Source organism: Oceanobacillus kapialis (assembly GCF_044790185.1).
Lineage (GTDB): Bacteria > Bacillota > Bacilli > Bacillales > Amphibacillaceae > Oceanobacillus_B > Oceanobacillus_B kapialis.
Genome location: NZ_CP085256.1, coordinates 1,708,589 through 1,733,318 on the forward strand (window position 1 = coordinate 1,708,589; position 24,730 = coordinate 1,733,318).

Below are 24,730 nucleotides of genomic sequence, written 5' to 3' on the forward strand. Positions count from 1 at the left end.
GAGTGAGAATGTTGATTAAAAAAATTAGTCTAGTCATCTGTTTTATAACTATTCTCTCTGCTTTCTTTATTTCTAATCAGGTCAGGGTTGAGGCTGCTAATGTCACCGATTGGATAAACGAAGAAGGGGAGCAAGAGAATGACCAATCAGAACAAGATGGTGGCAATCAAGAGGAAACAGAGCAACAGACACAACCAGAAGAAAGTAATTCACTGCTGTTCGATTTAGTAAAAATGTTTTTTGCATTATTACTAGTTATAGCGCTCATTTACGTGCTATTAAAATTTTTAAAGAATCGAAACAAGCTCTTTTCGAAAGTAAGAGCATTGGAAAGTCTTGGTGGTGTCTCGGTAGGTCAAAATAAATCGGTGCAAATCATTCGACTTGGAGACCGGTTTTATATGCTCGGTGTTGGTGACAATGTTGAAATGTTGCAAGAAATTACGGATGAAAGTGTGAAAGCAGAATTAATAAGACAGGAAGATGTACAGCCAGGGGCCACGGGGTTACTAACGGATCTTTTCCAATCAAAAAAGAATGCTACAGGATCAACGAAGGGATCTGGTGGTGCTGACTTTAAAGCCTTGTTCTCTGGAGAGCTACAAAAACTGAAGAGTAATCGAAATAAGCTGATTCAGCAGCATAAAGAGAAGGAAGATCGACATGAATGAATTTGTAGACATGTTTTCTAATTCTGATCCTTCAAATGTAGCTACATCTGTAAAACTATTACTCTTATTAACTGTTTTGTCTCTTGCACCAGGCATCTTAATTTTAATGACGAGTTTTACGAGAATTATTATTGTTTTATCATTTGTTAGAACATCACTTGCAACACAGCAAATGCCACCAAACCAAGTTTTAATTGGGATTGCCTTGTTCCTGACATTTTTTATTATGGCCCCTGTTTTTGGGGAGGTATATGATGAGGCACTACAGCCCCTTTTCGATGAAGAAATATCCTTGGACGAGGCATATGAGCGGGCAAGTGTACCAATGAAGGATTTTATGGCAGAGCACACTAGGCAAAAGGATCTCGCTTTATTTATGAATTATGCGGAGCTGGAAAAACCTGATTCGGTTCAAGAAATCCCGTTAACTACTCTAGTCCCAGCATTTGCGATTAGTGAATTGAAGACAGCCTTTCAAATGGGCTTCATGATTTTTGTCCCGTTTTTGATTATTGATATGGCTGTTGCAAGTGTTCTTATGTCAATGGGTATGATGATGCTGCCACCTGTTATGATTTCCCTGCCATTTAAAATTTTATTATTTGTATTAGTGGACGGTTGGTATATGATCACACATTCTCTATTGGATGGTTTTTAATGGTAGATTATTTTATAAAAAGTAGGTGGTATGGGTGAGCAGTGAATTCGTTTTAGGCCTTGCAGAGAAAGGGGTTTATACCATTCTCTTAGTTACAGGTCCATTATTGATACTGGCGCTTGCTATCGGATTATTGGTGAGTATTTTTCAGGCGACAACCCAGATCCAGGAACAGACATTAGCGTTTATTCCTAAAATTGTCGCTGTTCTTGTTGGTCTTATCGTTTTCGGGCCGTGGATGCTAACAGAAATGGTTAAGTTTACAGCCGACATATTCCAAAATATTAACCAGTTTGTAGGGTAACCCATGCTTGAGTTAATAAATATGAATAGTCTACCAGTTTTTATTCTCGTTTTTATACGAGTACTAGCCTTTTTTGTTACATTACCTTTATTTGCTTATCGTACAATACCAACACCATTTAAGATTGGGCTTAGCTTCTTTTTGGCTTTTATTATGTTTTATACAATTGGTCCAACTGATATCGGATTTGATGGTGTGTATTTGTTTCTTTTAATGAAAGAAGCGATAGTAGGGCTGCTTATTGGTCTAATTGCTTATATTATTCTTTCAGCAGTGCAGATTGCTGGAGGGTTCATCGATTTTCAGATGGGGTTTGCGATAGCAAATGTAATTGATCCACAAACGGGGGCACAGAGTCCGTTAACAGGGCAATATTTCTATATCTTTTCCTTGTTATTCTTGCTGGCTGTAGATGGACATCATCTGTTAATTGATGGGATTTTCAACAGCTATTCGTTTATTCCAATTGATACATTTATCCCGTTTGGAAATCAATCTATTGCGGATTTTGTTATTGAGACATTTAATACAATGTTCTTAATTGCTTTCCAAATTGCCATTCCGATTGTAGGGTGTTTGTTTTTAGTGGATGTGGCACTGGGGATTGTGGCAAGAACTGTACCGCAATTAAATGTATTTGTAGTTGGGCTCCCATTAAAGATACTTGTTAGTTTTCTTACATTATTTGTTTTTTTAAGTTTGTACATTGTTTTGGTTAAAAACCTATTTACATATCTGTTTAAAACCATGCAGGGATTGATGCAATTATTCGGGGGTGCGTAACTTGCTAAAGCTTGATTTACAATTTTTTGCAGGTGAAAAAACCGAAAAAGCAACTCCGAAAAAGCGTCAGGATGAACGTAAAAAAGGAAAGGTTGCCAAAAGTCAGGATGTAAATACTGCAATTTTACTGCTTTTTTCGTTCCTTATTCTCGTAGTTTTTGGAAGTTCGATGAAAAGTAGTATGATGGAATTCTTTGAACACACATTTACTGAATTTATTCTATGGGATGTTACGGAAAATACTGTCCATCAAGTCTTTTCGGGGGCTGCGATGGAAGCAGTCAAAATGTTAGCCCCTGTTATGTTAATTGCAATATTAGCAGGTTTAGCAGCGAACTTTTTACAAATTGGATTTCTGTTTACTACAGAACCTTTAAAATTTGATTTGAAGAAAATAGATCCCATTCAAGGTGCAAAACGAATATTCTCTATAAGGGCACTCGTAGAATTGTTAAAGTCCTTGCTAAAGATCGTCTTCATCGGGGCTATTACATTTTTTGTGATATGGATCTTCAAGGATGACATGATGATGCTTTCTTTTAAATCGGTAGACGGTGCTTTAGCATTTTTCGGTCAAGTAACCGTCACGATGGCAATAGCTGCTACAATTGCTCTCCTGTTTCTTGCTGTGTTTGATTATGCCTATCAGCGTTATGATTTTGAAAAAAACATGAAGATGTCAAAACAGGATATAAAAGATGAATATAAAAATATTGAAGGGGACCCTTTAATTAAATCTAAGATTAAAGAGAGACAAAGGCAAATGGCAACGCGCAGAATGATGAGTGAAGTACCACATGCAGATGTCGTCATAACAAATCCGACCCACTTTGCGATTGCGGTAAAATATGATGAATTAAAAGCAGATGCTCCGTATATTGTTGCAAAAGGCTCAGATGATATTGCGTTGAAGATAAAAGAAGTAGCGAAAGCAAACGGCGTTGTGACGGTAGAGAACAAACCACTGGCACGTTCTCTTTATAAAGCAGTAGAGATTGGTGACATGATACCTGAAGAGTTTTTCCAGGCAGTGGCGGAAGTGCTAGCGTATGTATATAAATTAGAGAAAAAAGCTTAAGCAATAAGGAGAGACAGTAATGAAAGCTCGTGATTTATCCGTCCTATTAGGTGTTATATTAATTATAGTAATGCTTGTCATCCCATTACCAGGATGGTTATTAAGTATACTTATTTTATGTAATATAACTCTTGCATTAATCGTAATACTCGTTTCCATGAATACAGAGGAAGCATTACAGTTCTCCATATTTCCATCTCTCCTGTTGCTATTAACACTATTCCGGTTGGGTTTAAATGTTTCAACCACCAGGTCTATTTTGTCGGAAGCTGATGCAGGTGGGGTTGTGGAGACCTTTGGTACGTTTGTTATAGGGGATAATCCACTAGTAGGATTTGTTGTGTTCATCATCCTTGTTATCATCCAATTTCTTGTAATCACAAAAGGGTCAGAACGTGTTTCTGAGGTTGCCGCAAGATTTACGCTTGATGCGATGCCAGGTAAACAAATGAGTATTGACGCTGATTTAAATGCCGGGTTGATTTCAGAACAACAGGCAAAAGAAAGACGGGAAAAGGTAGAAAATGAGGCAGATTTTCATGGTTCCATGGATGGTGCCAGTAAATTTGTAAAAGGTGATGCAATTGCCGGTATAATTATCGTCCTAATAAATATTATCTTTGGTTTAATTATTGGAATGGTGCAATTAGATATGCCTTTTCAAGAGGCAATTAATACATATATGCGATTAACAGTAGGAGATGGGCTTGTTAGTCAAATCCCTGCCTTATTAATCGCGACAGCTACGGGAATTGTTGTTACCCGTGTAGCAGGTACGGGGAACCTCGGTAGTGATGTTACAGGACAGCTTTTGCAATATCCCAAGCTACTTTTTATTGCTGCAGGAACCATCTTTTTACTTGGTTTAACGCCAATTAATTTTTTCCTAACAACTATAATTGCTGGTGTCTTGGCACTAAGTGGCTATTTGTTATTGAAACAGGCAGAAGAGCCAGAGGTAGATAATGTAGAGGAAGAGGTTCAAACAGATAGCAGTGCCATGAAGTCTTCTGAAAATGTAGTGAGTTTAATTAATATGGATCCTATTGAGTTTGAGTTTGGTTATGCGTTAATCCCATTAGCCGATACAAATCAAGGTGGAGACTTGTTGGATAGAATTATTATGATAAGAAGACAATTAGCAATAGAATTGGGTATTGTCATTCCTGTTGTTCGTATCCGTGATAACATTCAACTGAACCCTAATGAATATCAAATGAAAATAAAGGGAAATGAAGTTGCTGAAGGAGAATTATTGCTTGATCATTACCTAGCTATGTCCCCAGACATTGCTGAAGATGATATTGAAGGAATAGATACAAAAGAGCCTGCTTTCGGCCTGCCAGCAAAATGGATCAATGAGGAAGTTAAGGATGAAGCAGAATTGTCCGGTTATACGGTTGTGGATCCACCTTCTGTTGTTTCCACCCATATTACAGAAGTGATTAAAAAACATGCACATACTTTATTAGGCAGACAGGAAACGAAGCAACTTATTGATCATTTAAAAGAAAGCTACCCGATACTTGTCGAAGAGGTTACACCAGAGCCATTGTCGGTTGGAGACATTCAAAAGGTGCTTGCAAAACTTTTAAAAGAGAATGTGTCTATACGAAATCTACCAGTTATATTCGAAACATTAGCTGATTTTTCTAAGCTAACAAATGATACAGAGCTTCTAGGAGAGTATGTAAGACAGGCGCTATCCGCACAGATAACGAAGCAATACGCTGATGATGATGCTTCACTGAAAGTACTGACTGTATCTGGGAAGGTTGAGAAGCTAATAGCAGAAAACATCCAGCAAACAGAACATGGGAACTATTTAGCATTAGATCCTGATGCACAGCAAGAGATTATTAAGTCTATTCATGCGGAAGTAGAAAAGTTAACAATTCAGGAAGACACAGCCATTGTATTATGCTCACCTGCAGTAAGAATGTATTTAAAGCAACTTGTTGAACGATTTCTTCCCCAAGTTGCAGTACTCTCTTATAATGAGCTAGAACCAACGGTACAAGTACAAAGCGTAGGAGTGGTGAATGTTTCATGAAGGTAAAAAAATATTCAGCTGCAACGATGCCAGAAGCAATGAAGCTGGTTAGAAAAGAGTTAGGCGCAGGTGCGGTCATTCTGAATTCCAAAGAGGTAAAGAAGAAGGGGTTTTTGGGCTTATTCAAGAAAAGCAGAATTGAAGTGGTTGCGGCACTTGATCCAGATCCAATCAGGGCGAACCATAACGGAACCACAACAAAAGACATTACCCCAAAAGCATCGAAAACAGATATTAGCCAGGCAAAAGCAACTTTTAACGCGGAAGACCTTGTACTTAAGGAAATAAAACAGTTGAAAAAGATGCTTCATTTTACAAAAGACGAGACCCAACAATATCCGATGAATTATCGGCTTGTATATGAGGGCTTAATTACCCAAGAAGTAGAGCCATCTCTTGCTATACAGTTGGTAGACAAGGTGCTAACCAGAATAGGAGAGACCGAAGCAGAAGACGTTGCATATCAAAAAATTGTTGATGTATTAGAAGAAGAAATTCAAACTCAGTTATCAGGCTTTTCTTATAAGGGGATCAAAGACACTAAGAAAGTTGCACAGTTTGTTGGCCCAACTGGAGTTGGAAAAACAACCACAATAGCAAAGATTGCTGCCAAATATATGCTGGAAGAACAAAAAAAGGTTGCACTTATTACATCAGATACGTATCGAATAGCAGCTGTCGAGCAATTGCGAACGTATGCTAAAATTCTTGATATCCCAATGGAAGTTGCCTATACAGCTGAGGACTTTGGACAAGCCTTTGAGAAATATGCAGCATATGATGTAATCCTTGTGGATACAGCAGGAAGAAACTTTCGAGATGAGCAGTACATTAAACAGCTTAAGGAATCTACGCGAGCTGAATGGCAAATAGATACGTACCTAGTTCTTGCCCTTACTGCTAAAGCTGAGGATATTAATGCCATTTATAATCAGTTTGCCCAGATTGGTATAAAAGAAGTTATTTTTACTAAAACAGATGAAACAAGACAATACGGCAGTTTTTTAAATATATCGCTTGGAAAACAGACCGGTATTGCTTATGCCACAAATGGGCAAGACGTGCCTGAGGATTTAGTGAAATTATCTCCTGCTCTCATCAGTAATTATATTATAGAAGGTTTAAGAGATGTTTGAGGATCAAGCTGCAAGTCTCCGAAGGAAATTAGGGCAAGGAATACCCCGGCGTGAAGTGAAAGAAGCCCAAACGGTTTCTATTATTAGCGGAAAAGGAGGGGTAGGGAAATCAAACGTTGCACTAAATCTTTCCTTAGAATTAGTCGGACAACAAAAGCGCGTTCTTTTGTTTGATTTAGACATCGGGATGGGGAATATTGATATATTAATGGGGGTGTCTGCCCGGAAGTCTATTGTTAACTTGTTACAAAACTTTGAAACCATTGAGGAAATAATTGAGATTGGTCCTCTTGGGTTAAGTTACATTGCAGGTGGCTCAGGGCTTAATGAACTGTTCTCTATTGATTCAAAAAGCAGGGAGCATTTCTTTGAACAATACGAGAAACTTCTATCATCGTATGACTATATTATTTTTGACATGGGAGCAGGGGTAACAGAAGATACCATGTCGTTTATCTTAGCATCAGATGAATGTATTGTGGTTACCACACCTGAACCAACCTCTATTACGGATGCATATGGCATGATTAAACATGTTTTAGCCAACAATTCTAAAATGCCTATTAAAGTAATAATGAATCGATCACTGAGTGTTAAGGAAGGGAAACGTTCCTTAAATCAATTCCGTGAGGTCGTGATGCAGTTTTTAAAAGTAGATGTGACAGCACTTGGCATATTGCCAGATGACAAGCATGTATCACAGGCTGTCATCCGCCAAATTCCCTACTCGATCTACAATAAACACGCACCAATAAGCAAGGCTATGCAACAGCTTGCGAATCATTATACGAAAGACCTACCGCACGGTTTATTACAATCTGGCCGTAAGACTTTCCTACAGAAATTAAAACAACTGATGACAGAGAGGTAATGAATAATGAATCCTATTCGTGTGCTGGTGATTGATGATTCTGCGTTTATGCGAAAGGTAATTAAAGATATGCTGGTATCTGATCAGCGTATAGAAGTTATAGCGACAGCCAGGAATGGTGAGGACGGCTTAAAGAAAATAAAAAGGTTGTCACCAGACGTTGTCACCATGGACATTCACATGCCCGTAATGGATGGAATTACTGCATTACAGTCTATTATGCAGGACTGTCCTGTCCCTGTCGTCATGCTATCTAGTGAAACGGCAGAAGGTGCTGAAAAAACCTTACAAGCAATTTCTCATGGAGCAGTTGACTTTATCACTAAACCATCTAACTATTTATCGATGGAAAATGGAGAGAAAACCGAAGAAATTATTAATAAAGTGATCGTTGCATCAGCAGTAACGATGAGTCCATCACCCAAGGAGTCTAGCGGGAATTCCGCAGATTTACCTGTTACGACCGAGCGACAGTTATTTGACAAAACGATTGTAACGATTGGAACATCCACTGGAGGGCCAAGGGCACTGCAAAAGTTAATACCTACGTTACCTGGTGATTTCTCAGCACCAATTCTTATCGTACAGCATATGCCACCTGGTTTTACGAAGTCGCTTGCAGATCGTCTTAACTCCATGTCGAACATAACTGTGAAAGAGGCTGTCCATGGAGAAATATTGCATGATGGTACGGCTTATATAGCTCCTGGTGACTACCATATGCGAGTAAATAAAGTTGGTACTGCACTTGCTATTGAATTAACAGAAGAAGCACCTGTAAACGGTCATAGACCTTCTGTTGATGTGTTGTTTGCGTCTGCTGGTCCCTTAGAGAAAATTAATAAAATTGCAGTTATTTTAACTGGAATGGGAAGTGACGGTTCTAATGGACTGAAGCAAATGAAGGCATCGGATCCTTCTACCATAGCAATTGCTGAGTCTGAAAAAACTGCTGTTATTTACGGTATGCCAAAGGCAGCTGTGAAAACGGAAAGGGTAAATCATATAGTCCCCTTGAATCAGGTTGCAGACACACTTGAGAAGCTTCTGAAAGATACGGGGCGCATGTAAAATGAAGCAACAAAATTTGAAAGAACAATGCAAATGCATATAACAATAGGAGGCTTAAGAACATGGAACAAAATACATCACTTACAAGAAAAGTAATAATTTTTCAATTACAGGATGAGGAATACGCAGTATCTGTGCAACAAGTTGGAGCGATCGAAAGGGTGCTGCCCATTACCAGAGTTCCCCAGACAGCTGACTTCGTAAAAGGGGTTATTAATTTACGGGGGGTCGTGACTCCAGTAATAGATTTAAGAGTTAGGTTTGGTATGGAAGAAACAGAATATAGTGAGTCAACAAGAATCATTATTATTAACTTGGAAAATATGGAGGTTGGTCTCATTGTAGATGCAGCCAACGATGTATTAGATATTACAGAAGAAGCGATCGAACCTGCACCTGAAGTAATTGGTACAGTGGATGTAGATTATATTGAAGGTGTCGTAAAAATGGAGGACCGATTATTTATCTTACTCGATTTAGAAAAAGTGCTTTCTGTTGACCATATGAAAGAATTACAAGGTATTGAAAGGTCTTAACTAATGAATGACTACACTAATTTAACGAATACTCAGAAGGATGTATTACGCGAAATTGGTAATATTGGGGCTGGCAATGCCGCTACTTCGATGGCTAAATTGCTTGATAAGAAAATTGATATGCAAGTACCATCTGTGAAAGTGGTTAGTTTTGATGAAGTGATGGATTTAATTGGTGGTCCTGATGAACTCATTGCGGCTGTGCTATTTCGCATTCAAGGAGAAGCTCCTGGAACGGTATATTTCATATTGTCTATTGAAGAAGCGGAATTCTTGATTAATGAAATAGTACCTGGTTTTGAAGGGAAATTACTGGCAGATCCCGTTAATGAATTTGCAATCTCTGCTTTGCAGGAGGCAGGAAATATATTAACAGGTTCCTATCTTTCCGCTCTGTCTGACTTTACCAGTATTAACATGCAGCCTTCCGTACCATATTTAAGTGTTGATATGGCAGGGGCTATACTAACAGTGGGATTATTGGAGGTTTCACAGGTTTCAGACTATGCCATTATCATTGACACAAAAATAAATGACCAAGAAGTACAAAAAGGTGTACAAGGGAACTTCCTACTAATCCCTGATCCCGGATCACTTTCTATACTATTTAAAGCATTAGGTATAAAAGATTATGACTAAGGCAGAAACCATGGTAAAGGTTGGAATAGCCGATTTAAATATTGTTAGAGCACCAGGGATGATACGAACAGCAGGGTTAGGTTCATGTGTAGGAATCGTCATCTATGATGAAGGAAAGCATATCGCAGGATTATCCCACATCCTGTTGCCTGACTCAAGTTTAGCAAAACAAACAGATATAAATTATTTTAAATATGCAGACACTGCGATTCCCATTCTTGTTAACAAGCTGGTCGGGGAAGGCGCGAGAAGATATGCATTGAAAGCCAAACTCGCTGGTGGTGCTCAAATGTTTCATTTCACATCAAACTCTGACATCATGCGGATTGGCCCTAGAAATACAGAAGCTGTGTTAGCTATATTGGAAGCTTTGCGTATTCCTGTCATAGCTTCCGATACAGGAGGCAAGATCGGCAGAACAATAGAGTTTAACCCTCAAACAAATAGATTAAAAATAAAGAAGGCTAGCAAAGAAGAACAGTTTATTTAATGGCTGTCAATTGTTGGTTTAAAACAAAAAGGGAGGAGTTATTGATGACAGTGAACAAGTCTTCTCATGAACAAAAGTTGTGGCATGATTGGCAGGAAAGTAAAGATAACAATGCTGCAAATGAACTCATTCAAACTTATATGTATCTTGTAAGCTATCATACCGAACGGATTTCCAGTCATTTACCAAGTAGTGTCAGCAAGGATGACGTCAAAAGTTTTGGTTTGCTGGGACTATATGATGCCTTAAAAAAGTTTGAGCCTGCCCGTGATCTTAAGTTTGATACATATGCTTCTTTCCGTATTAGAGGAGCGATCATGGATGGATTGAGAAGAGAAGACTGGCTTCCGAGATCATTACGTGAGAAGACCAAGAAGCTTGAGCAGCTAACCCATTCACTAGAACAAGCCCTACAGCGTATGCCGACAATCGAAGAAATCGCGGAAAAAGCAGGATTGGGAGTGAAGGAAGTGGAAACCATTCTTAATGATTCATTATTTGCAAATGTTCTTTCAATTGAAGAGAAACCGAAAGATGGAAGAAATGAAATGAAAGAAGGAATTGGTTATGCTGTCCCTGATGAAACAACGGTTTTGCCTGAAAAAAATGTTCTTTCAAATGAACTAAAAATGGAGCTGGCAGAGGGTATTAGTAGCTTGAATCAAAATGAACAGATGGTTATTAGCTTATTTTACCACAATGAATTATCCTTAACTGAAATTGGTCAAGTACTTGGCTTAACGACTTCCCGTATTTCTCAGATTCATAAAAAATCTATTGTTAAATTAAGGGGCACGCTTAAGAAGATTCAGGCTGTAAACTAATAATGCTCAGCAAAATAAGGATTGCTAATGCTTAATGAAGGAACAACCGAATACACTACCGTTCAATGGATTAGGTTAAAGAAAAGCAACATTTTCCAGATAGGCAGAAGGAGATAGCCAAACAAATGGCGAATGTATCAATACCGGGTACAAGGAAAATGGAATACACCGTTTCTATGACGCTGATAGCCGTATAGAAGAAGCGAAGAATTGGCTGTGCGTATAGTAGGGAAGATATTATTGTTTTCCATCCTTTCTACCGGGAGATAATTCTCCTTTAAAGGAAGTGTTGTGATGAGCTGGCGTTCTATTGAAATGCAAGTGGCACTACCTAGAACACAGGATGCAGGTAAAATGCAGGAACACCAAATGAAACAAAACCAGCATTTTCAAGAGGCATTAGCAGGATTACAAGTAAAACAGCAGATAGAAAAAAGAAAACAAGTAAATAAGTTTGGCAATGCAGAAAAAGTGAAAAAAGAAGATAAACGGAAAGATAGTTTCGATCAGGGTAGTAATGAGAAGCAGACCCCATCAGATTTCATGGAAAAACAAGAACACCCTTTTTTAGGTAAAAGGATAGATTTTAACGGGTAGTAGGGAGACGAGAAATAAAATGGAAGCACTTTTACTCATTATAAGTTTTTTATTACATATTATAACCCTCACTATTATATTCCAGCTCTTTAAGCAAAGATCCCAGCCAAATCATGACACTCAAACTGAGGAAATGATTGCACTACTGGAAACCTATTTGCAGGAAGTAAAGGAAGAAAATGATCGCCTGCAGAAAGTCATTCAAGAAAATGAGCAGAAGGCAGATCCAATACCGAAGGAGAAAGTTAGATCGGCAAGCTTGCAAGATGTGGACAATAGTAGTGAAGAGAACGAATCTTCCTATACACCTCCAATACCTGAGGAAGAGGATTATGTGGAAGCCTCGTTACAAAGTAGAATTCTCCAATTACATCATGCGGGGAAAACCAAGACTGAAATTGCAAAGGAATTGGACTGTGGGAAAACGGAGGTTGAACTCATTATAAAATTGTATGCAAAAAATGAAGAATAATACTTGCTAAGAGGTAAACGGTGTGATATATTAACTTTTGGTGTAAATACTATGTTCATATAAAAATGAACGAGGTACGTCAACACACACGTTTGGTAATTTGTATAGTGGGTGCTGTATAACAGTCTCTATATAAAAATGATCTGAACGGAGGAAAAAAACCTTAGGAGGAACATATTATGTCAGCAATTTCTATGAAGCAACTTCTTGAAGCTGGTGTACATTTCGGACATCAGACACGCCGTTGGAATCCAAAGATGAAAAAATACATCTTTACAGAGCGTAACGGCATCTACATCATTGACCTGCAAAAAACAGTTAAAAAGGTTGATGAAGCATATAACTACGTAAAGGAAATCGCATCAAACGGCGGTACTATTCTTTTCGTTGGTACAAAAAAACAAGCACAGGACTCTGTCCGTGACGAAGCAACTCGTTCTGGAATGTTCTACGTTAACCAACGTTGGTTAGGTGGAACTCTTACTAACTTCCAAACAATCCGTAAACGTATCAACCGTCTTAAAGACATCGAGCGTATGGAAGAGGACGGTACTTTTGAAGTACTACCTAAAAAAGAAGTAGTAAACCTTTTAAAAGAAAAAGAACGTTTAGTGAAATTCCTTGGTGGAATTAAAGAAATGAACAAATTGCCAGATGCATTGTTCGTTATCGATCCGCGTAAAGAGCGTATTGCTATTGCAGAAGCACACAAATTAAATATTCCGATTATCGGAATCGTGGATACAAACTGTGATCCAGACGAAATTGATTATGTAATCCCTGCAAACGATGATGCAATCCGTGCCGTAAAACTTTTGACATCTAAAATGGCAGATGCTATTTTGGAAGTGAAACAAGGCGAAGAAACAGAAGAAGTGCAGACTGAAGAAGAAGCAGTTTCTGCGACTGAATCAACTCAAGAGTAATTCAAGTAAAAGGTGAGGGTGATAAGAGGATAAGAGCCTTTTATCGCCCTTTTTTAAAGCAAAATACTTAGAAATGACTTAAACCAAGGAGGAATTACAATGGCAATTACTGCAAAAATGGTTAAAGAATTGCGTGAAAAAACTGGCGCAGGTATGATGGATTGTAAAAAAGCACTACAAGAAACAGATGGTGATATCAATAAAGCTGTAGACTACCTTCGTGAAAAAGGGATCTCTAAAGCTGCTAAAAAAGCTGACCGTATTGCTGCAGAAGGGTCTACTTACATTGAAGTAGTAGGAAACAACGCTGTACTATTAGAAGTTAACTGTGAAACAGACTTCGTTACAAAAAACGACCAGTTCAAAAATCTGCTAGCAGAGCTTGGTAAGCATATTGCTAGCCAAAAGCCGGCAACTTTAGAAGAAGCTCTTCAGCAAGAACTGCACGGTAATGGCGACACTGTAGAAACTTACATTAACTCTACTATCGCTACAATTGGAGAGAAAATCTCCCTACGTCGTTTTACACTACTAAGCAAAACTGACAATGACGCATTTGGTTCATACCTTCACATGGGTGGACGTATTGGTGTACTTACATTGCTTGAAGGTACAACAGATGAAGACCTTGCAAAAGATGTTGCAATGCACGTAGCTGCTGTAAACCCTCGTTATGTATCTCGTGATGCTGTAGCTGAAGAAGAAGTTAACCACGAGCGTGAAGTGTTGAAAACTCAAGCATTAAATGAAGGAAAACCAGCAAACATTGTTGAAAAAATGGTGGAAGGCCGTCTTGGTAAATTCTTTGAAGAAATTTGCCTTCTAGAACAAAGCTTTGTAAAAGATCCTGATCAAAAGGTGAAGAAAATTGTAGCTGATAAAGGTGCTACTGTTAAAACCTTCATCCGTTATGAAGTAGGAGAAGGTATGGAAAAACGCGAAGAAAATTTTGCTGATGAAGTAATGAGCCAAATTAAAAAATAATAAACCACATAGGGAACACTTGTTGTTCCCTATTTCTCCAAATTACTTTACACTTCTTTGCTTTTAAAGCACAACAAAAAGCAAACAAAATCCTATGATGCACATAGGAAATCCTATTAAATTACATTTATGATCATGGAGGTTATTATGACAACAGCTCGTTACCGAAGAATTGTACTTAAATTAAGCGGAGAAGCTTTAAGTGGAGAACAGGGTTATGGAATTGAGCCAAAAATAATAAAATCCGTCGCAGAACAAGTGAAAGAAATTTCGGCATTAGGTGTAGAAATAGCAATCGTTGTTGGTGGTGGAAATATCTGGCGTGGCAAAGTCGGCAGTGAAATGGGGATGGACCGGGCAAATGCGGATTATATGGGGATGCTTGCTACCATCATGAACTCACTTGCTTTACAGGATGGCTTGGAAAACATCGGTATCCCAACAAGGGTGCAGACATCTATAGAAATGCGTCAAGTTGCAGAACCGTACATAAGAAGAAAAGCCATTCGTCACCTAGAGAAGAAACGTGTTGTTATTTTTGCGGCAGGAACAGGTAACCCTTATTTCTCTACAGATACGACAGCCGCTTTACGAGCTGCTGAAATTGAGGCGGAAGTAATTCTAATGGCTAAAAACAATGTAGATGGTGTTTATACAGATGATCCAAAAATCAACAAGAATGCGAAAAAGTATGAACAATTGTCTTATATGGAAATGCTAAATGAAGGGCTAGGTGTAATGGATTCCACTGCTTCTACTCTTTGTATGGACAATGATATTCCACTGATTGTTTTCTCTATTACAGAGGAAGGTAATATTAAACGCGTTGTCCAAGGTGAAACTATCGGAACAACTATAAGGGGGAAATAAAAATGTCAGAATCAATCATGAAAGATATGAAGGACAAAATGACACAGGCAGTACAGGCATTTTCGAAGAATCTAGCTACTGTACGTGCTGGTAGAGCAAACCCAGGTATCCTGGATAATGTTTACGTCGATTATTATGGTGCTTCTACTCCATTAAATCAGCTAGCTTCTGTTAATGCACCTGAAGCTAGATTACTTGTTATTACACCCTATGACAAATCTGCTCTTCCTGAAGTAGAGCGAGCAATTCAAAAGGCAGACCTAGGGTTATCTCCTTCTAATGATGGGAATGTTATACGTATTAACATCCCTGCTTTGACAGAGGAACGCCGTAAGGATTTAATTAAAGTCGTTGGAAAATACGCTGAAGAATCTCGTGTACAAGTACGAAATATTCGACGTGATGCAAATGACCAATTAAAAAAATCAGATGAATTGACAGAAGATGATGTGCGTGCCGCTCAAGACGACGTGCAAAAGGAAACGAATCAGCATATTTCTCAAATTGATCAGCTTGCAAAAGACAAAGAAAAAGAAATTATGGAAGTTTAAACATATCTTTTTTGTTTAATAAGTTGTAATAGCCCTCTTCTTATAAGGGGGCTTTTCTTTCTTTTTTCAAGTATAGTGCTTAAAAAGCTGTATTGATAATTTTTCCATCTCCCTCTACTGAAAAGTTGATGGTTTACGTCATGTTTCTAAAAAAGTATTAAAGATGGTGCTTAGACAATCAAGGCTAAATGAGGTATTGTAAGAAAATAAAGGGCAAATTGATAATTTACATAGCATTAACCTTTATATTCGTGTATAATTCTCATGGCTTTTAATGATATAATGATAATTCATACGACCCGTTTATGAATAAGACATATTAGTGTGTTCATAGACATTACTAATGTAAGTAATAAGTATGGATAATCAACTGCATTCGGAGGACCTAAGATGTCAATGAAACTTCCTTTTTTTAAAACGAAACAAATAGATAATCAAATAGAACATAAGGAACTAGAGAATATTCCTAACCATGTTGCTATCATTATGGACGGAAATGGCAGATGGGCGAAAAAGCGATCATTGCCACGTATTGCGGGACATAAAGAAGGCGTAAATGCAGTAATGAAAGTAGTCCGTACAGCAAGTAATTATCAGGTAAAGGCTCTTACCTTATATGCGTTTTCAACAGAAAATTGGAAAAGGCCGAAATCGGAAATTGATTTTTTGATGAAACTCCCTAAAGAATTCTTACATATATACCTTCCAGAGTTAATGGAGAAAAATGTACGAATTGAAACAATTGGAGATTTTGATGCACTTCCAGCGCATACAAAAAAAGCAGTACAGTATGCAAAAGATAAAACAAAGAATAATGATGGATTATTATTAAATTTTGCTTTAAACTATGGTAGTAGATATGAAATCATGCAGGCTATAAAGCAAATTATGTCGGATATTGATTGCTCTAAAATCACACTTGATTCATTGGATGAGAAGGCTTTTTCTAGTTACTTATATACAGAAGGTTTAAGTGACCCAGATTTACTCATCCGTACAAGTGGGGAGCAAAGATTAAGTAATTTTCTTTTATGGCAATTAGCTTATACAGAGTTTTGGTTTACCGATGTTTTATGGCCGGACTTTGATGAAGCAGTTTTTGTGAAAGCACTGCAAGATTATCAGCAGCGTAAGCGTCGCTACGGAGGAATTTAGGTGATTATAGCATTATGAAACAAAGAATATTAACAGCAATAATAGCACTAATTATCTTTGTACCATTCGTCATATACGGTGGTCTTCCATTTGAGATATTTGTCTATGTATTGGCAACAATAGGATTAATAGAGCTAATGCGAATGAGGCAGCTGGGTAAGTATTCGATATCGTCAGCATTAGGTATTCTTTTACTTTGGATGATTATGCTTCCTGAGGAATTTGGATTTATCCCATTGCCGGAATCTTTATATCAGAAATCTGACGTAATCATGCTCGTTGTGTTGTTATTGTTATCTTACACAGTACTTGTTAAAAACAGATTTACTTTTGACCATGCTGGCTTTATTATACTTTCAACAATATACGTGGGGATGGGCTTTTCGTTTCTTATTGAAACGAGAAACTTACCTGATGATGGGCTGGCAACAATTGCATATGTGTTTCTCATTATTTGGGCAACAGATACCGGGGCTTATTTTTTTGGACGAGCATTTGGGAAGAAAAAACTTTGGCCTAAAATCAGCCCAAATAAGACAATTGAAGGGGCTGTAGGTGGAGTGTTACTAGCATGTATAGTAGCCATCATATTCCATCTATTTAACCCAATTCAACAGCATTCTCTGTTAGCGCTTGTAATGGTAACTGTCTTAGCATCGATTTTTGGCCAGATTGGCGATCTTGTAGAGTCAGCATTCAAGCGACATTATGGTGTAAAGGACTCTGGTGATATACTTCCTGGTCATGGTGGAATATTAGACCGTTTTGACAGCATGTTATTTGTTTTACCAGTTCTACATTTTATAGGCTTTGTGTGAAGCTAGATATATTTATGGCTCGGACAACGTATACTTAAAAAGTCATGCTTTCAGAAATACATGGCTATCTCCTGATTACCATGTATTTATATCGGTTAAAGGAAGGTGTTTTTATTGACCACAGTTATTGCATTTATCTTCATGTTCGGCCTGCTTGTGTTTATACACGAATGGGGACATCTCATTTTTGCAAAACGTGCAGGTATGTTAGCTCGCGAATTTGCTATCGGTTTCGGGCCAAAAATCTTTGCGTTTACACGTAACGAAACGGTTTATACAATTCGATTACTTCCTGTTGGCGGATATGTACGTGTAGCGGGGGAAGATCCAGAGATTATTGAATTAAAGCCAGGCTATCATGTTGGCTTGGAATTTAATGAAGAAGGAAAAGTTAACCGAATTATCGTAAATAATAAGTCGAAGCACCCTCATGCAAGGGTTGTTGAAATCGAATATGCGGATTTAGACCACCGTTTAGTCATTGAAGGCTATGAGCCAGATGATCATGATGAGAGACTACGCTTTGAAGTGGATCCAAAAGCGTTCTTTGTAATGGATGAAAGGGAGACACAAATCGCACCATATGACCGCCAATTTGCTTCTAAAAGTGTTGGAAAACGTGCAATGCAATTATTTGCCGGACCAATGATGAACTTTATCTTGGCAATGGTAATTTTCTTTATTCTTGGAATTATCCAAGGAGCGCCCGTAGATGAGGCACAAATGGGCACTATTCTTGAGGATAAACCTGCTGCACAAGCTGGTATACAAGAGAATGATGAAATAATAAGAATTGGTGATACCCCAGTGTCGACATGGGAGGAATTTACGACAATTGTCAGGGGTAATCCTGGTCAAGAATTAAACGTTGTAGTACAGCGAGACGGGGAACAAGTACCATTGACCGTAACTCCCGACGCTGTTGAGGTAGAAGGCGTAGAAGGGCCGGAAACAATTGGACAAATTGGCGTACATCAAGCATATGAAAAATCCCTATTTGGTACACTGAAGTATGGGGTTGTACAAACATTTGATACAACTAAGCTAATTTTAACAAATCTTGGTATGTTAATTACCGGGCAAGTACCAATTGATATGCTTTCCGGGCCTGTAGGTATCTATGATGCTACAGATCAGGTGGTGCAAACCGGATTTATGAACTTTCTATTGTGGACTGCTATTCTTAGTATAAACTTAGGAATTGTAAACCTTGTCCCACTCCCTGCATTAGATGGGGGAAGATTGTTGTTTGTCGGAATTGAGGCAGTTCGCGGGAAACCAATTGCACCTGAAAAAGAAGGTATTTTCCACTTTGTTGGCTTTGCATTACTCATGTTACTTATGATTGTAGTGACATGGAACGATATCCAGCGATTGTTTTTATAGAACATAAAACCTTTAAAATATTGTTTTAAGAATAAGCAGAACCCTTGTCTAAAAATTGACAAGGGTTCTCACTGATTTTACCATGAATTTTTGGTAAAATAAGTTCAGTAGACTAATGTAAAGCACAGCTGTAACAGGGGGATTAACGATGGACATAACTAAAAAGGAAAAAATGCGTTTACTGTTGGAACAGCTGCAAATAGCTGGAGAAGATACAGAAGCATTCTTTAAGGAAAGCTATCTGGATAAACTCGAAATATACAAAAAAACCAAGACATGGCATTTTCATATAGTCGTAGAACGTGTTTTGCCACTACAGGTGTATCAATTGTTGGCTGGCAGATTAAACAATGCCTTTGAGCATGTTGCGGCAACCGAATTAACGGTTTTAACGGCGGACAATAACTGTGATGAAGAAACGATTGTTGGCTATTGGAAGTTATTTGTAGGGACAAAAACAAATTTATCACCTGCATATAAAGATTTGATACATGAACAAATTCCACAAGTTAACCATAACAAGATTATGTTAACTGTAAGGAATGAAGCAGAAGGTTCTGCATTAAAAAAACGGCTTGATGAAGAATTTAAACAATTTTGTACGAAAGCAGGTCTTCGGTATTATCCAATTGAAACCGAAGTGAAGGCCGAAGAGGAAGCGTTGCAAAAGTTTAAAGAGCAAAAAGCCTTAGAGGACCAGCAGCTTGTCTTAAAAACTGTTCAGGACAAAGAAAAAAGAGATAGTCAAAAGATACAACAGGACAACCGTCCTTTAACATTAGGGTATAAAATACAAGATGAACCAATACAGATGCAGGAAATTCAAGATGAAGAAAGACGTGTCACCGTTCAGGGGTATATCTTTGATGTTGACATTCGTAAACTACGCTCTGGCAGAAGTTTATTAATTATTAAAGCAACGGACTATTCAGATTCACTTCAAATTAAAATGTTTTCTAAAGGCGACGAGGATGCAGAAAAATTTGAAGCTGTGAAAAAAGGCATGTGGGTTAAAGCACGTGGAAGCATCCAAACCGATATGTACAGCAATGAACTAGCAATGATGGCCAATGATATCCATGAGATAAAAGTGGAAACACGAATGGATGAAGCTCCTGATGATAAAAGAAGAGTAGAGCTTCATGCTCACACTACCATGAGCCAAATGGACGCCGTTGTATCCCCAGGGAATTTGATTGCTCAAGCAGCAAAATGGGGACATAAAGCTGTAGCGATTACCGACCATGCTGGAGTTCAAGGATTTCCAGATGCACATGCAGCTGGTCAGAAGCATGGAATAAAAGTGTTATACGGTGTGGAAGCCAACCTAGTGGATGATGGCGTTCCAATAGCTTACAACGAGCAGAATATTTCACTTGCAGATGCAACCTACATCGTTTTTGACGTAGAAACAACTGGTTTATCAGCAGTTTATGATACGATTATTGAGCTTGCAGCAGTTAAGGTAAAGAACGGTGAAATTATTGATCGGTTTGAATCTTTTGCAAATCCTCACCATCCTTTATCTCAAACGACCACAGATCTAACAGGTATTACCGATGACATGGTCAGGGATGCACCTGAAGTATCAACTGTTTTACGTGATTTTCATAAATGGATGGGGAATGACATTCTCGTTGCTCATAACGCAAGCTTTGATATGGGCTTCTTAAACCAAGGTTTCCAAAAAATTGACTATCCAAAGGCAGAAAATGCCGTAATGGATACCCTAGAGCTTGCTAGGTTTTTATTCCCTGAGTTAAAAAATCACCGATTAAATACACTATGTAAGCACCTTGATATTGAATTAACGCAGCATCACCGTGCAATTTATGATGCTGAAGCAACAGGCTATTTATTATGGAAGCTTGTTCAAAAGCTATTAGAAAAAGAGATCGCGAACCATCTTGATCTAAATAACCATATGGGTGAAGGGAATGCTTATCAGCGTTCACGGCCTTTTCACTGCACAATTATGGCTCAAACAGAAGAAGGATTAAAAAATATATACAAACTTGTCTCCCATGCACATATTGATTATTTTTATAGAGTTCCCCGTATACCAAGGTCCCTCTTGAAGAAATATCGAGCAGGCCTGCTAGTGGGCTCAGCTTGTGATAAAGGAGAAATTTTTGAGACAATGATGCAAAAATCTGCTGAAGAGGCAGAGAATGTAGCAGAATTTTATGATTATATTGAAGTACAACCGCCTGCAAATTATGTGCATTTAATAGAAAAAGACCTAGTACAAAACGAAGCACAAATACTAGATATTATTAAAAAAATTGTAGAAATGGGAGACAGGCTTGGGAAAACGGTTGTTGCGACAGGAAATGTTCACTATTTAGATGATCATGATAAAGTGTATCGTCAAATATTAATTGCATCCCAGGCAGGTAATCCGTTAAATCGCCAGACGCTTCCAGATACACCTTTTCGGACAACTGCAGAGATGTTAGAAGCATTTCACTTTCTTGGTGAGGAGAAGGCAAATGAAATTGTGGTAGAAAATACGTTAAAATTTGCCGATGAAATAGAAGAGATTTCACCCGTGAAAGATGGTCTTTTCACACCTACCATTGAAGGTGCCGACCAGGAAATGCGTGATTTATGCTACAGTAGGGCTAAGAAAATTTATGGCGAACCAGTACCGAAAATTGTTACCGATCGTTTAGAAAAAGAATTGGAAAGTATAATCGGTCATGGTTTTGCTGTTATTTATCTTATCTCTCATAAACTGGTTAAAAAGTCTTTAGATGACGGTTATCTTGTAGGCTCGCGTGGGTCAGTAGGATCTTCCTTTGTTGCTACGATGACCGAGATTACCGAAGTGAATCCACTTCCTCCTCATTATGTTTGCCTGGAATGTCATCATAATGAATTTATTACGGATGGATCAGTTGGTAGTGGATTTGACCTGCCTGATAAAAACTGTCCGCATTGCGACAGAGAACTTACAAAAGATGGCCAAGATATTCCGTTTGAAACATTCCTTGGTTTTAAAGGGGACAAGGTTCCTGATATTGACTTAAACTTTTCTGGAGCTTACCAACCACAAGCGCATAACTACACAAAAGAACTTTTCGGTGTGGATAATGTGTACCGAGCAGGAACGATTGGTACGATTGCCGAGAAAACAGCGTACGGTTATGTGAAAGGATATGCTTCAGATAAGCAGCTTGTCTATAAGAATGCTGAAGTAGATAGATTGGTTCAAGGCTGTACAGGTGTCAAACGGACAACTGGTCAGCATCCAGGCGGTATTATTGTAGTACCTGAAGATAAGGAAATATTTGACTTTACACCAATTCAATTTCCAGCAGACGATCGTAAGAGTGAGTGGAGGACCACCCATTTCGACTTCCATTCTATACACGATAATTTGCTTAAGCTTGATATTCTGGGACACGATGATCCGACCGTTATCCGAATGCTTCAAGATCTCAGCGGCATTGATCCAAAAACCATTCCTACAGATGATGAAGAGGTTATGAAAATATTCTCTGGAACAGAATCGTTAGGGGTTACTCCTGAACAAATCTACTGCAAAACAGGAACGTTGGGCGTCCCTGAGTTCGGTACGAAGTTTGTTAGACAAATGCTTGAAGATACAAAACCAAGCACCTTTGCTGAACTTGTTATTATTTCAGGTCTCTCTCACGGAACCGATGTCTGGCTTGGTAACGCCCAGGAACTGATTAATGACGGTATTTGTGAGTTACCTGACGTTATTGGATGTCGCGACGATATTATGGTTTATTTAATGCATAAAGGCCTTGAGGCTTCTCTGGCGTTTAAAATTATGGAGTTTGTACGAAAAGGAAAGGGACTCCAGGATGAATGGATTACGGAAATGAAAAAGCATGGTGTGCCTGATTGGTACATTGAATCATGTAAAAAGATAAAATATATGTTCCCTAAGGCTCACGCAGCAGCCTACGTGTTAATGGCTGTTCGAATTGCCTGGTTCAAAGTCCATCATCCAATTTTCTTTTATGCGGCTTACTTTACGGTAAGGGCCGATGACTTTGAATTGGATACCATGATAAAAGGTCCAACTGCTATTAAGCAACGGATTGATTCCATAACAGCAAAAGGAAATGAAGCACCTCCTAAAGAGAAAAGTTTATTAACCGTATTGGAGCTTTCACTAGAAATGTGTGAGCGTGGCTTCCACTTTAAAAAGGTAGACTTATATAAATCTAGTGCCACGGAATTTATTGTGGATGGAGATGCTTTATTACCGCCATTTAACGCGGTAGATGGATTAGGTACTAACGCTGCCCTTAATATTGTTAAAGCGAGAGAAGAAGGAGAATTCCTTTCAAAAGAAGATCTACGAGAGAGAAGTAAAATATCTAAAACTGTTTTAGAATACTTGGATAATCATGGTTGTCTAGATGGTATGGCAGAAAAAAATCAGTTATCCCTTTTTTAATTGAAATCTTCAGCAGAAGGTTTCAGGGGAACGCTTGAACAACAACCTATAAGTCGTTCACATTAAAAACGCACGATAAGGGTACTTTTACCAATTCTAAAAAATGATCGCAAATGTTTCATTAATTAAATAATCGGGTAAACGGATAGGTGCTTGCCTATCCGTTTTTTTTTAACTATATTATTAAAAAAGATTAAAATTACATCGTTACAATCTTCCATTTATTACCTGTCTGCATAGTCTGGTTATTTTTTGTACTGGCTACATATTATGTTATAATCAGTGCAGAATATTCAATGAATTCCATTTAACGTACTACAGAATACTCAAAAGAATACTCAAAAGGAGATGCAATCGGATATGAGTTACATATTTAATGATAAAGCTAAGGTTGAAAATTTTATAATTGATAATAGAAAAGAACTTGAAGCGCTGTTACTTCATGAAGCATCAATAGATGAAGAAAAATTAGAGGAGATCAAGTTGATTGGTGGGATTAACTTAGTAGAAAATGCGTATCATCTCATCCTTATGATCGTGAATAATAAAGAACAAGAGGTAATTCAATTTGCTCAAAAGGAAGGTGTGGCATGGGCGAAAACATCCCTAACGCTTTCCTTCAAATTAGAATGGGTGAAGACTATCAGAAAAGCATTTTGGAGCTTTTTGTACGAATTTGAAAAAGTACACGAAATGCCTCCAATAAATGAAAATTCCTATGAAATGGTTATCAAAATAAATAAATTAATTGATGAGTTTTTCCAAGGCTTTTTCATCTCTTACTCAGATTACAAAGAAGAATTATTAGAAAAACAACGAAAACTCGTGGAAAACTTGTCTGTGCCTATTATTCCAATCACCAACAAAACGAGCATCTTACCACTAATAGGCACAATAGATTCGTATCGAGCAGGAATTATTGAAGAGAAAGTTTTATTAGAAATCGGAAAGCATAAAGTAGAAAAGTTACTATTAGACCTATCAGGTATTGCGGAGATGGATCAAGAAGCAATTCATCATTTTCTAAAATTATTAGATGGTGTTTCGATGATGGGTTGTCAAACTATTATAACTGGTTTACGTCCGGATATCGTTCGAGAGATTGTAGCATATGATGTTTCATTTGGTGAAAAAGTGAAGACAACAGGAAGTCTCCAGCAGGCACTGGGCTTGTTTGCGAAGCAGGATAATCCCACTGGCAGTCTTTTGGTTTAACAGCAGGTTATAAAGGCTATACTATAGAAGTGCCCACCATCTTGCATGTCAATGCCCTTTATGATATACTATTTTTTGGTAAGTAATGATACGAACGGTTAAAAGAGTGGGTATATGCCCACTCTTTCTTCATACTTCTTTTCAACTTCGCGTAACCACCCCCTTGCCACAGCAATTTAGGCAGGGGTTTTCTATTGATTTACG

At 38.1% G+C, this 24,730-nt stretch carries 24 protein-coding genes; all 24 read left to right on the forward strand.

The features are described from left to right. The first annotated feature begins 8 nt into the window (after positions 1-8). The 24 genes from LG273_RS08990 (at position 9) to LG273_RS09105 (ending at position 24,526) form a co-directional block, all read left to right on the forward strand. Entirely contained in the window at positions 9-671 is a 663-nt protein-coding gene (locus LG273_RS08990; RefSeq protein ID WP_404459258.1) for a flagellar biosynthetic protein FliO, read from the forward strand. Beyond that, the gene (fliP, locus tag LG273_RS08995; RefSeq protein ID WP_404459260.1) at positions 664-1,329 is read left to right on the forward strand and encodes a flagellar type III secretion system pore protein FliP; all 666 of its coding nucleotides are present in this window, start codon (positions 664-666) and stop codon (positions 1,327-1,329) included. The genes LG273_RS08990 and fliP overlap by 8 nt, the downstream gene beginning before the upstream one ends. 34 nt (positions 1,330-1,363) lie before the next feature. Beyond that, entirely contained in the window at positions 1,364-1,633 is a 270-nt protein-coding gene (gene fliQ, locus LG273_RS09000) for a flagellar biosynthesis protein FliQ (RefSeq protein ID WP_379561095.1), read from the forward strand. 3 nt (positions 1,634-1,636) lie between these two features. Beyond that, positions 1,637-2,416 (forward strand): flagellar biosynthetic protein FliR, encoded by a 780-nt coding sequence (fliR, locus tag LG273_RS09005; protein ID WP_379561096.1) that lies wholly within the window; start codon positions 1,637-1,639, stop codon positions 2,414-2,416. Position 2,417: 1 nt separating this feature from the next. Continuing rightward, complete coding sequence (gene flhB / locus LG273_RS09010) at positions 2,418-3,494, forward strand: flagellar biosynthesis protein FlhB (protein WP_379561097.1); 1,077 nt, start codon at positions 2,418-2,420, stop codon at positions 3,492-3,494. Between the two features lie 19 nt (positions 3,495-3,513). Further along, positions 3,514-5,547, forward strand: a complete 2,034-nt coding sequence (flhA, locus tag LG273_RS09015; protein WP_379561098.1) for a flagellar biosynthesis protein FlhA — start codon at positions 3,514-3,516, stop codon at positions 5,545-5,547. Next, positions 5,544-6,683, forward strand: coding sequence for a flagellar biosynthesis protein FlhF (gene flhF / locus LG273_RS09020; RefSeq protein ID WP_379561099.1), 1,140 nt, complete (start codon positions 5,544-5,546; stop codon positions 6,681-6,683). Before flhA ends, flhF begins: the two co-directional genes overlap by 4 nt. Then, on the forward strand, positions 6,676-7,554 hold the full coding sequence (locus LG273_RS09025; RefSeq protein ID WP_379561100.1) for a MinD/ParA family protein: 879 nt from the start codon (positions 6,676-6,678) through the stop codon (positions 7,552-7,554). Before flhF ends, LG273_RS09025 begins: the two co-directional genes overlap by 8 nt. A 6-nt stretch (positions 7,555-7,560) precedes the next feature. Next, on the forward strand, positions 7,561-8,625 hold the full coding sequence (locus LG273_RS09030) for a chemotaxis response regulator protein-glutamate methylesterase (RefSeq protein WP_379561101.1): 1,065 nt from the start codon (positions 7,561-7,563) through the stop codon (positions 8,623-8,625). Between the two features lie 62 nt (positions 8,626-8,687). Further along, on the forward strand, positions 8,688-9,161 hold the full coding sequence (locus LG273_RS09035; protein ID WP_379561102.1) for a chemotaxis protein CheW: 474 nt from the start codon (positions 8,688-8,690) through the stop codon (positions 9,159-9,161). Positions 9,162-9,164: 3 nt separating this feature from the next. Further along, the gene (locus LG273_RS09040) at positions 9,165-9,800 is read left to right on the forward strand and encodes a chemotaxis protein CheC (protein WP_379561103.1); all 636 of its coding nucleotides are present in this window, start codon (positions 9,165-9,167) and stop codon (positions 9,798-9,800) included. Continuing rightward, positions 9,793-10,290 carry a chemotaxis protein CheD gene (locus LG273_RS09045; protein WP_379561104.1) on the forward strand — a complete coding sequence of 166 codons (498 nt, stop codon included), beginning with the start codon at positions 9,793-9,795 and terminating at the stop codon, positions 10,288-10,290. Before LG273_RS09040 ends, LG273_RS09045 begins: the two co-directional genes overlap by 8 nt. A 44-nt stretch (positions 10,291-10,334) precedes the next feature. Continuing rightward, a complete protein-coding gene (locus tag LG273_RS09050; RefSeq protein WP_379561105.1) occupies positions 10,335-11,114 on the forward strand; it encodes a FliA/WhiG family RNA polymerase sigma factor in 780 nt (259 codons plus the stop codon). A gap of 294 nt (positions 11,115-11,408) precedes the next feature. After that, entirely contained in the window at positions 11,409-11,711 is a 303-nt protein-coding gene (locus LG273_RS09055) for a hypothetical protein (RefSeq protein WP_379561106.1), read from the forward strand. A gap of 19 nt (positions 11,712-11,730) precedes the next feature. After that, a complete protein-coding gene (locus tag LG273_RS09060; RefSeq protein ID WP_404459265.1) occupies positions 11,731-12,183 on the forward strand; it encodes a DUF6115 domain-containing protein in 453 nt (150 codons plus the stop codon). A gap of 179 nt (positions 12,184-12,362) precedes the next feature. Further along, positions 12,363-13,109, forward strand: a complete 747-nt coding sequence (gene rpsB / locus LG273_RS09065) for a 30S ribosomal protein S2 (protein ID WP_379561109.1) — start codon at positions 12,363-12,365, stop codon at positions 13,107-13,109. Positions 13,110-13,208: 99 nt separating this feature from the next. After that, positions 13,209-14,093: a translation elongation factor Ts gene (gene tsf / locus LG273_RS09070; protein ID WP_379561111.1), complete on the forward strand. Its 885-nt coding sequence runs from the start codon at positions 13,209-13,211 to the stop codon at positions 14,091-14,093. 147 nt (positions 14,094-14,240) lie between these two features. Continuing rightward, positions 14,241-14,963 (forward strand): UMP kinase, encoded by a 723-nt coding sequence (pyrH, locus tag LG273_RS09075; protein ID WP_379561113.1) that lies wholly within the window; start codon positions 14,241-14,243, stop codon positions 14,961-14,963. 2 nt (positions 14,964-14,965) lie between these two features. Beyond that, complete coding sequence (gene frr / locus LG273_RS09080) at positions 14,966-15,514, forward strand: ribosome recycling factor (protein ID WP_379561114.1); 549 nt, start codon at positions 14,966-14,968, stop codon at positions 15,512-15,514. A gap of 390 nt (positions 15,515-15,904) precedes the next feature. Then, on the forward strand, positions 15,905-16,669 hold the full coding sequence (locus tag LG273_RS09085) for an isoprenyl transferase (protein WP_379561115.1): 765 nt from the start codon (positions 15,905-15,907) through the stop codon (positions 16,667-16,669). A 14-nt stretch (positions 16,670-16,683) separates the two neighbouring features. Continuing rightward, the gene (locus tag LG273_RS09090; protein WP_379561117.1) at positions 16,684-17,487 is read left to right on the forward strand and encodes a phosphatidate cytidylyltransferase; all 804 of its coding nucleotides are present in this window, start codon (positions 16,684-16,686) and stop codon (positions 17,485-17,487) included. Between the two features lie 114 nt (positions 17,488-17,601). Continuing rightward, a complete protein-coding gene (gene rseP / locus LG273_RS09095; protein WP_404459269.1) occupies positions 17,602-18,873 on the forward strand; it encodes an RIP metalloprotease RseP in 1,272 nt (423 codons plus the stop codon). Positions 18,874-19,021: 148 nt separating this feature from the next. Continuing rightward, positions 19,022-23,311, forward strand: a complete 4,290-nt coding sequence (locus LG273_RS09100) for a PolC-type DNA polymerase III (RefSeq protein WP_404459271.1) — start codon at positions 19,022-19,024, stop codon at positions 23,309-23,311. 360 nt (positions 23,312-23,671) lie between these two features. Further along, the gene (locus LG273_RS09105; protein WP_379561120.1) at positions 23,672-24,526 is read left to right on the forward strand and encodes an STAS domain-containing protein; all 855 of its coding nucleotides are present in this window, start codon (positions 23,672-23,674) and stop codon (positions 24,524-24,526) included. Positions 24,527-24,730 lie beyond the last annotated feature (204 nt).

Excerpts from the sequence above, each read along its gene's own strand:
- LG273_RS08990 (WP_404459258.1), top strand. The coding sequence starts at position 9 with ATGTTGATTAAAAAAATTAGTCTAGTCATCTGTTTTATAACTATTCTC.
- fliP (WP_404459260.1), top strand. The coding sequence starts at position 664 with ATGAATGAATTTGTAGACATGTTTTCTAATTCTGATCCTTCAAATGTA.
- fliR (WP_379561096.1), top strand. The coding sequence starts at position 1,637 with ATGCTTGAGTTAATAAATATGAATAGTCTACCAGTTTTTATTCTCGTT.
- flhA (WP_379561098.1), top strand. The coding sequence starts at position 3,514 with ATGAAAGCTCGTGATTTATCCGTCCTATTAGGTGTTATATTAATTATA.
- flhF (WP_379561099.1), top strand. The coding sequence starts at position 5,544 with ATGAAGGTAAAAAAATATTCAGCTGCAACGATGCCAGAAGCAATGAAG.
- LG273_RS09025 (WP_379561100.1), top strand. The coding sequence starts at position 6,676 with ATGTTTGAGGATCAAGCTGCAAGTCTCCGAAGGAAATTAGGGCAAGGA.
- LG273_RS09030 (WP_379561101.1), top strand. The coding sequence starts at position 7,561 with ATGAATCCTATTCGTGTGCTGGTGATTGATGATTCTGCGTTTATGCGA.
- LG273_RS09035 (WP_379561102.1), top strand. The coding sequence starts at position 8,688 with ATGGAACAAAATACATCACTTACAAGAAAAGTAATAATTTTTCAATTA.
- LG273_RS09040 (WP_379561103.1), top strand. The coding sequence starts at position 9,165 with ATGAATGACTACACTAATTTAACGAATACTCAGAAGGATGTATTACGC.
- LG273_RS09045 (WP_379561104.1), top strand. The coding sequence starts at position 9,793 with ATGACTAAGGCAGAAACCATGGTAAAGGTTGGAATAGCCGATTTAAAT.
- LG273_RS09050 (WP_379561105.1), top strand. The coding sequence starts at position 10,335 with ATGACAGTGAACAAGTCTTCTCATGAACAAAAGTTGTGGCATGATTGG.
- LG273_RS09055 (WP_379561106.1), top strand. The coding sequence starts at position 11,409 with ATGAGCTGGCGTTCTATTGAAATGCAAGTGGCACTACCTAGAACACAG.
- LG273_RS09060 (WP_404459265.1), top strand. The coding sequence starts at position 11,731 with ATGGAAGCACTTTTACTCATTATAAGTTTTTTATTACATATTATAACC.
- rpsB (WP_379561109.1), top strand. The coding sequence starts at position 12,363 with ATGTCAGCAATTTCTATGAAGCAACTTCTTGAAGCTGGTGTACATTTC.
- tsf (WP_379561111.1), top strand. The coding sequence starts at position 13,209 with ATGGCAATTACTGCAAAAATGGTTAAAGAATTGCGTGAAAAAACTGGC.
- pyrH (WP_379561113.1), top strand. The coding sequence starts at position 14,241 with ATGACAACAGCTCGTTACCGAAGAATTGTACTTAAATTAAGCGGAGAA.
- frr (WP_379561114.1), top strand. The coding sequence starts at position 14,966 with ATGTCAGAATCAATCATGAAAGATATGAAGGACAAAATGACACAGGCA.
- LG273_RS09085 (WP_379561115.1), top strand. The coding sequence starts at position 15,905 with ATGTCAATGAAACTTCCTTTTTTTAAAACGAAACAAATAGATAATCAA.
- LG273_RS09090 (WP_379561117.1), top strand. The coding sequence starts at position 16,684 with ATGAAACAAAGAATATTAACAGCAATAATAGCACTAATTATCTTTGTA.
- LG273_RS09100 (WP_404459271.1), top strand. The coding sequence starts at position 19,022 with ATGGACATAACTAAAAAGGAAAAAATGCGTTTACTGTTGGAACAGCTG.
- LG273_RS09105 (WP_379561120.1), top strand. The coding sequence starts at position 23,672 with ATGAGTTACATATTTAATGATAAAGCTAAGGTTGAAAATTTTATAATT.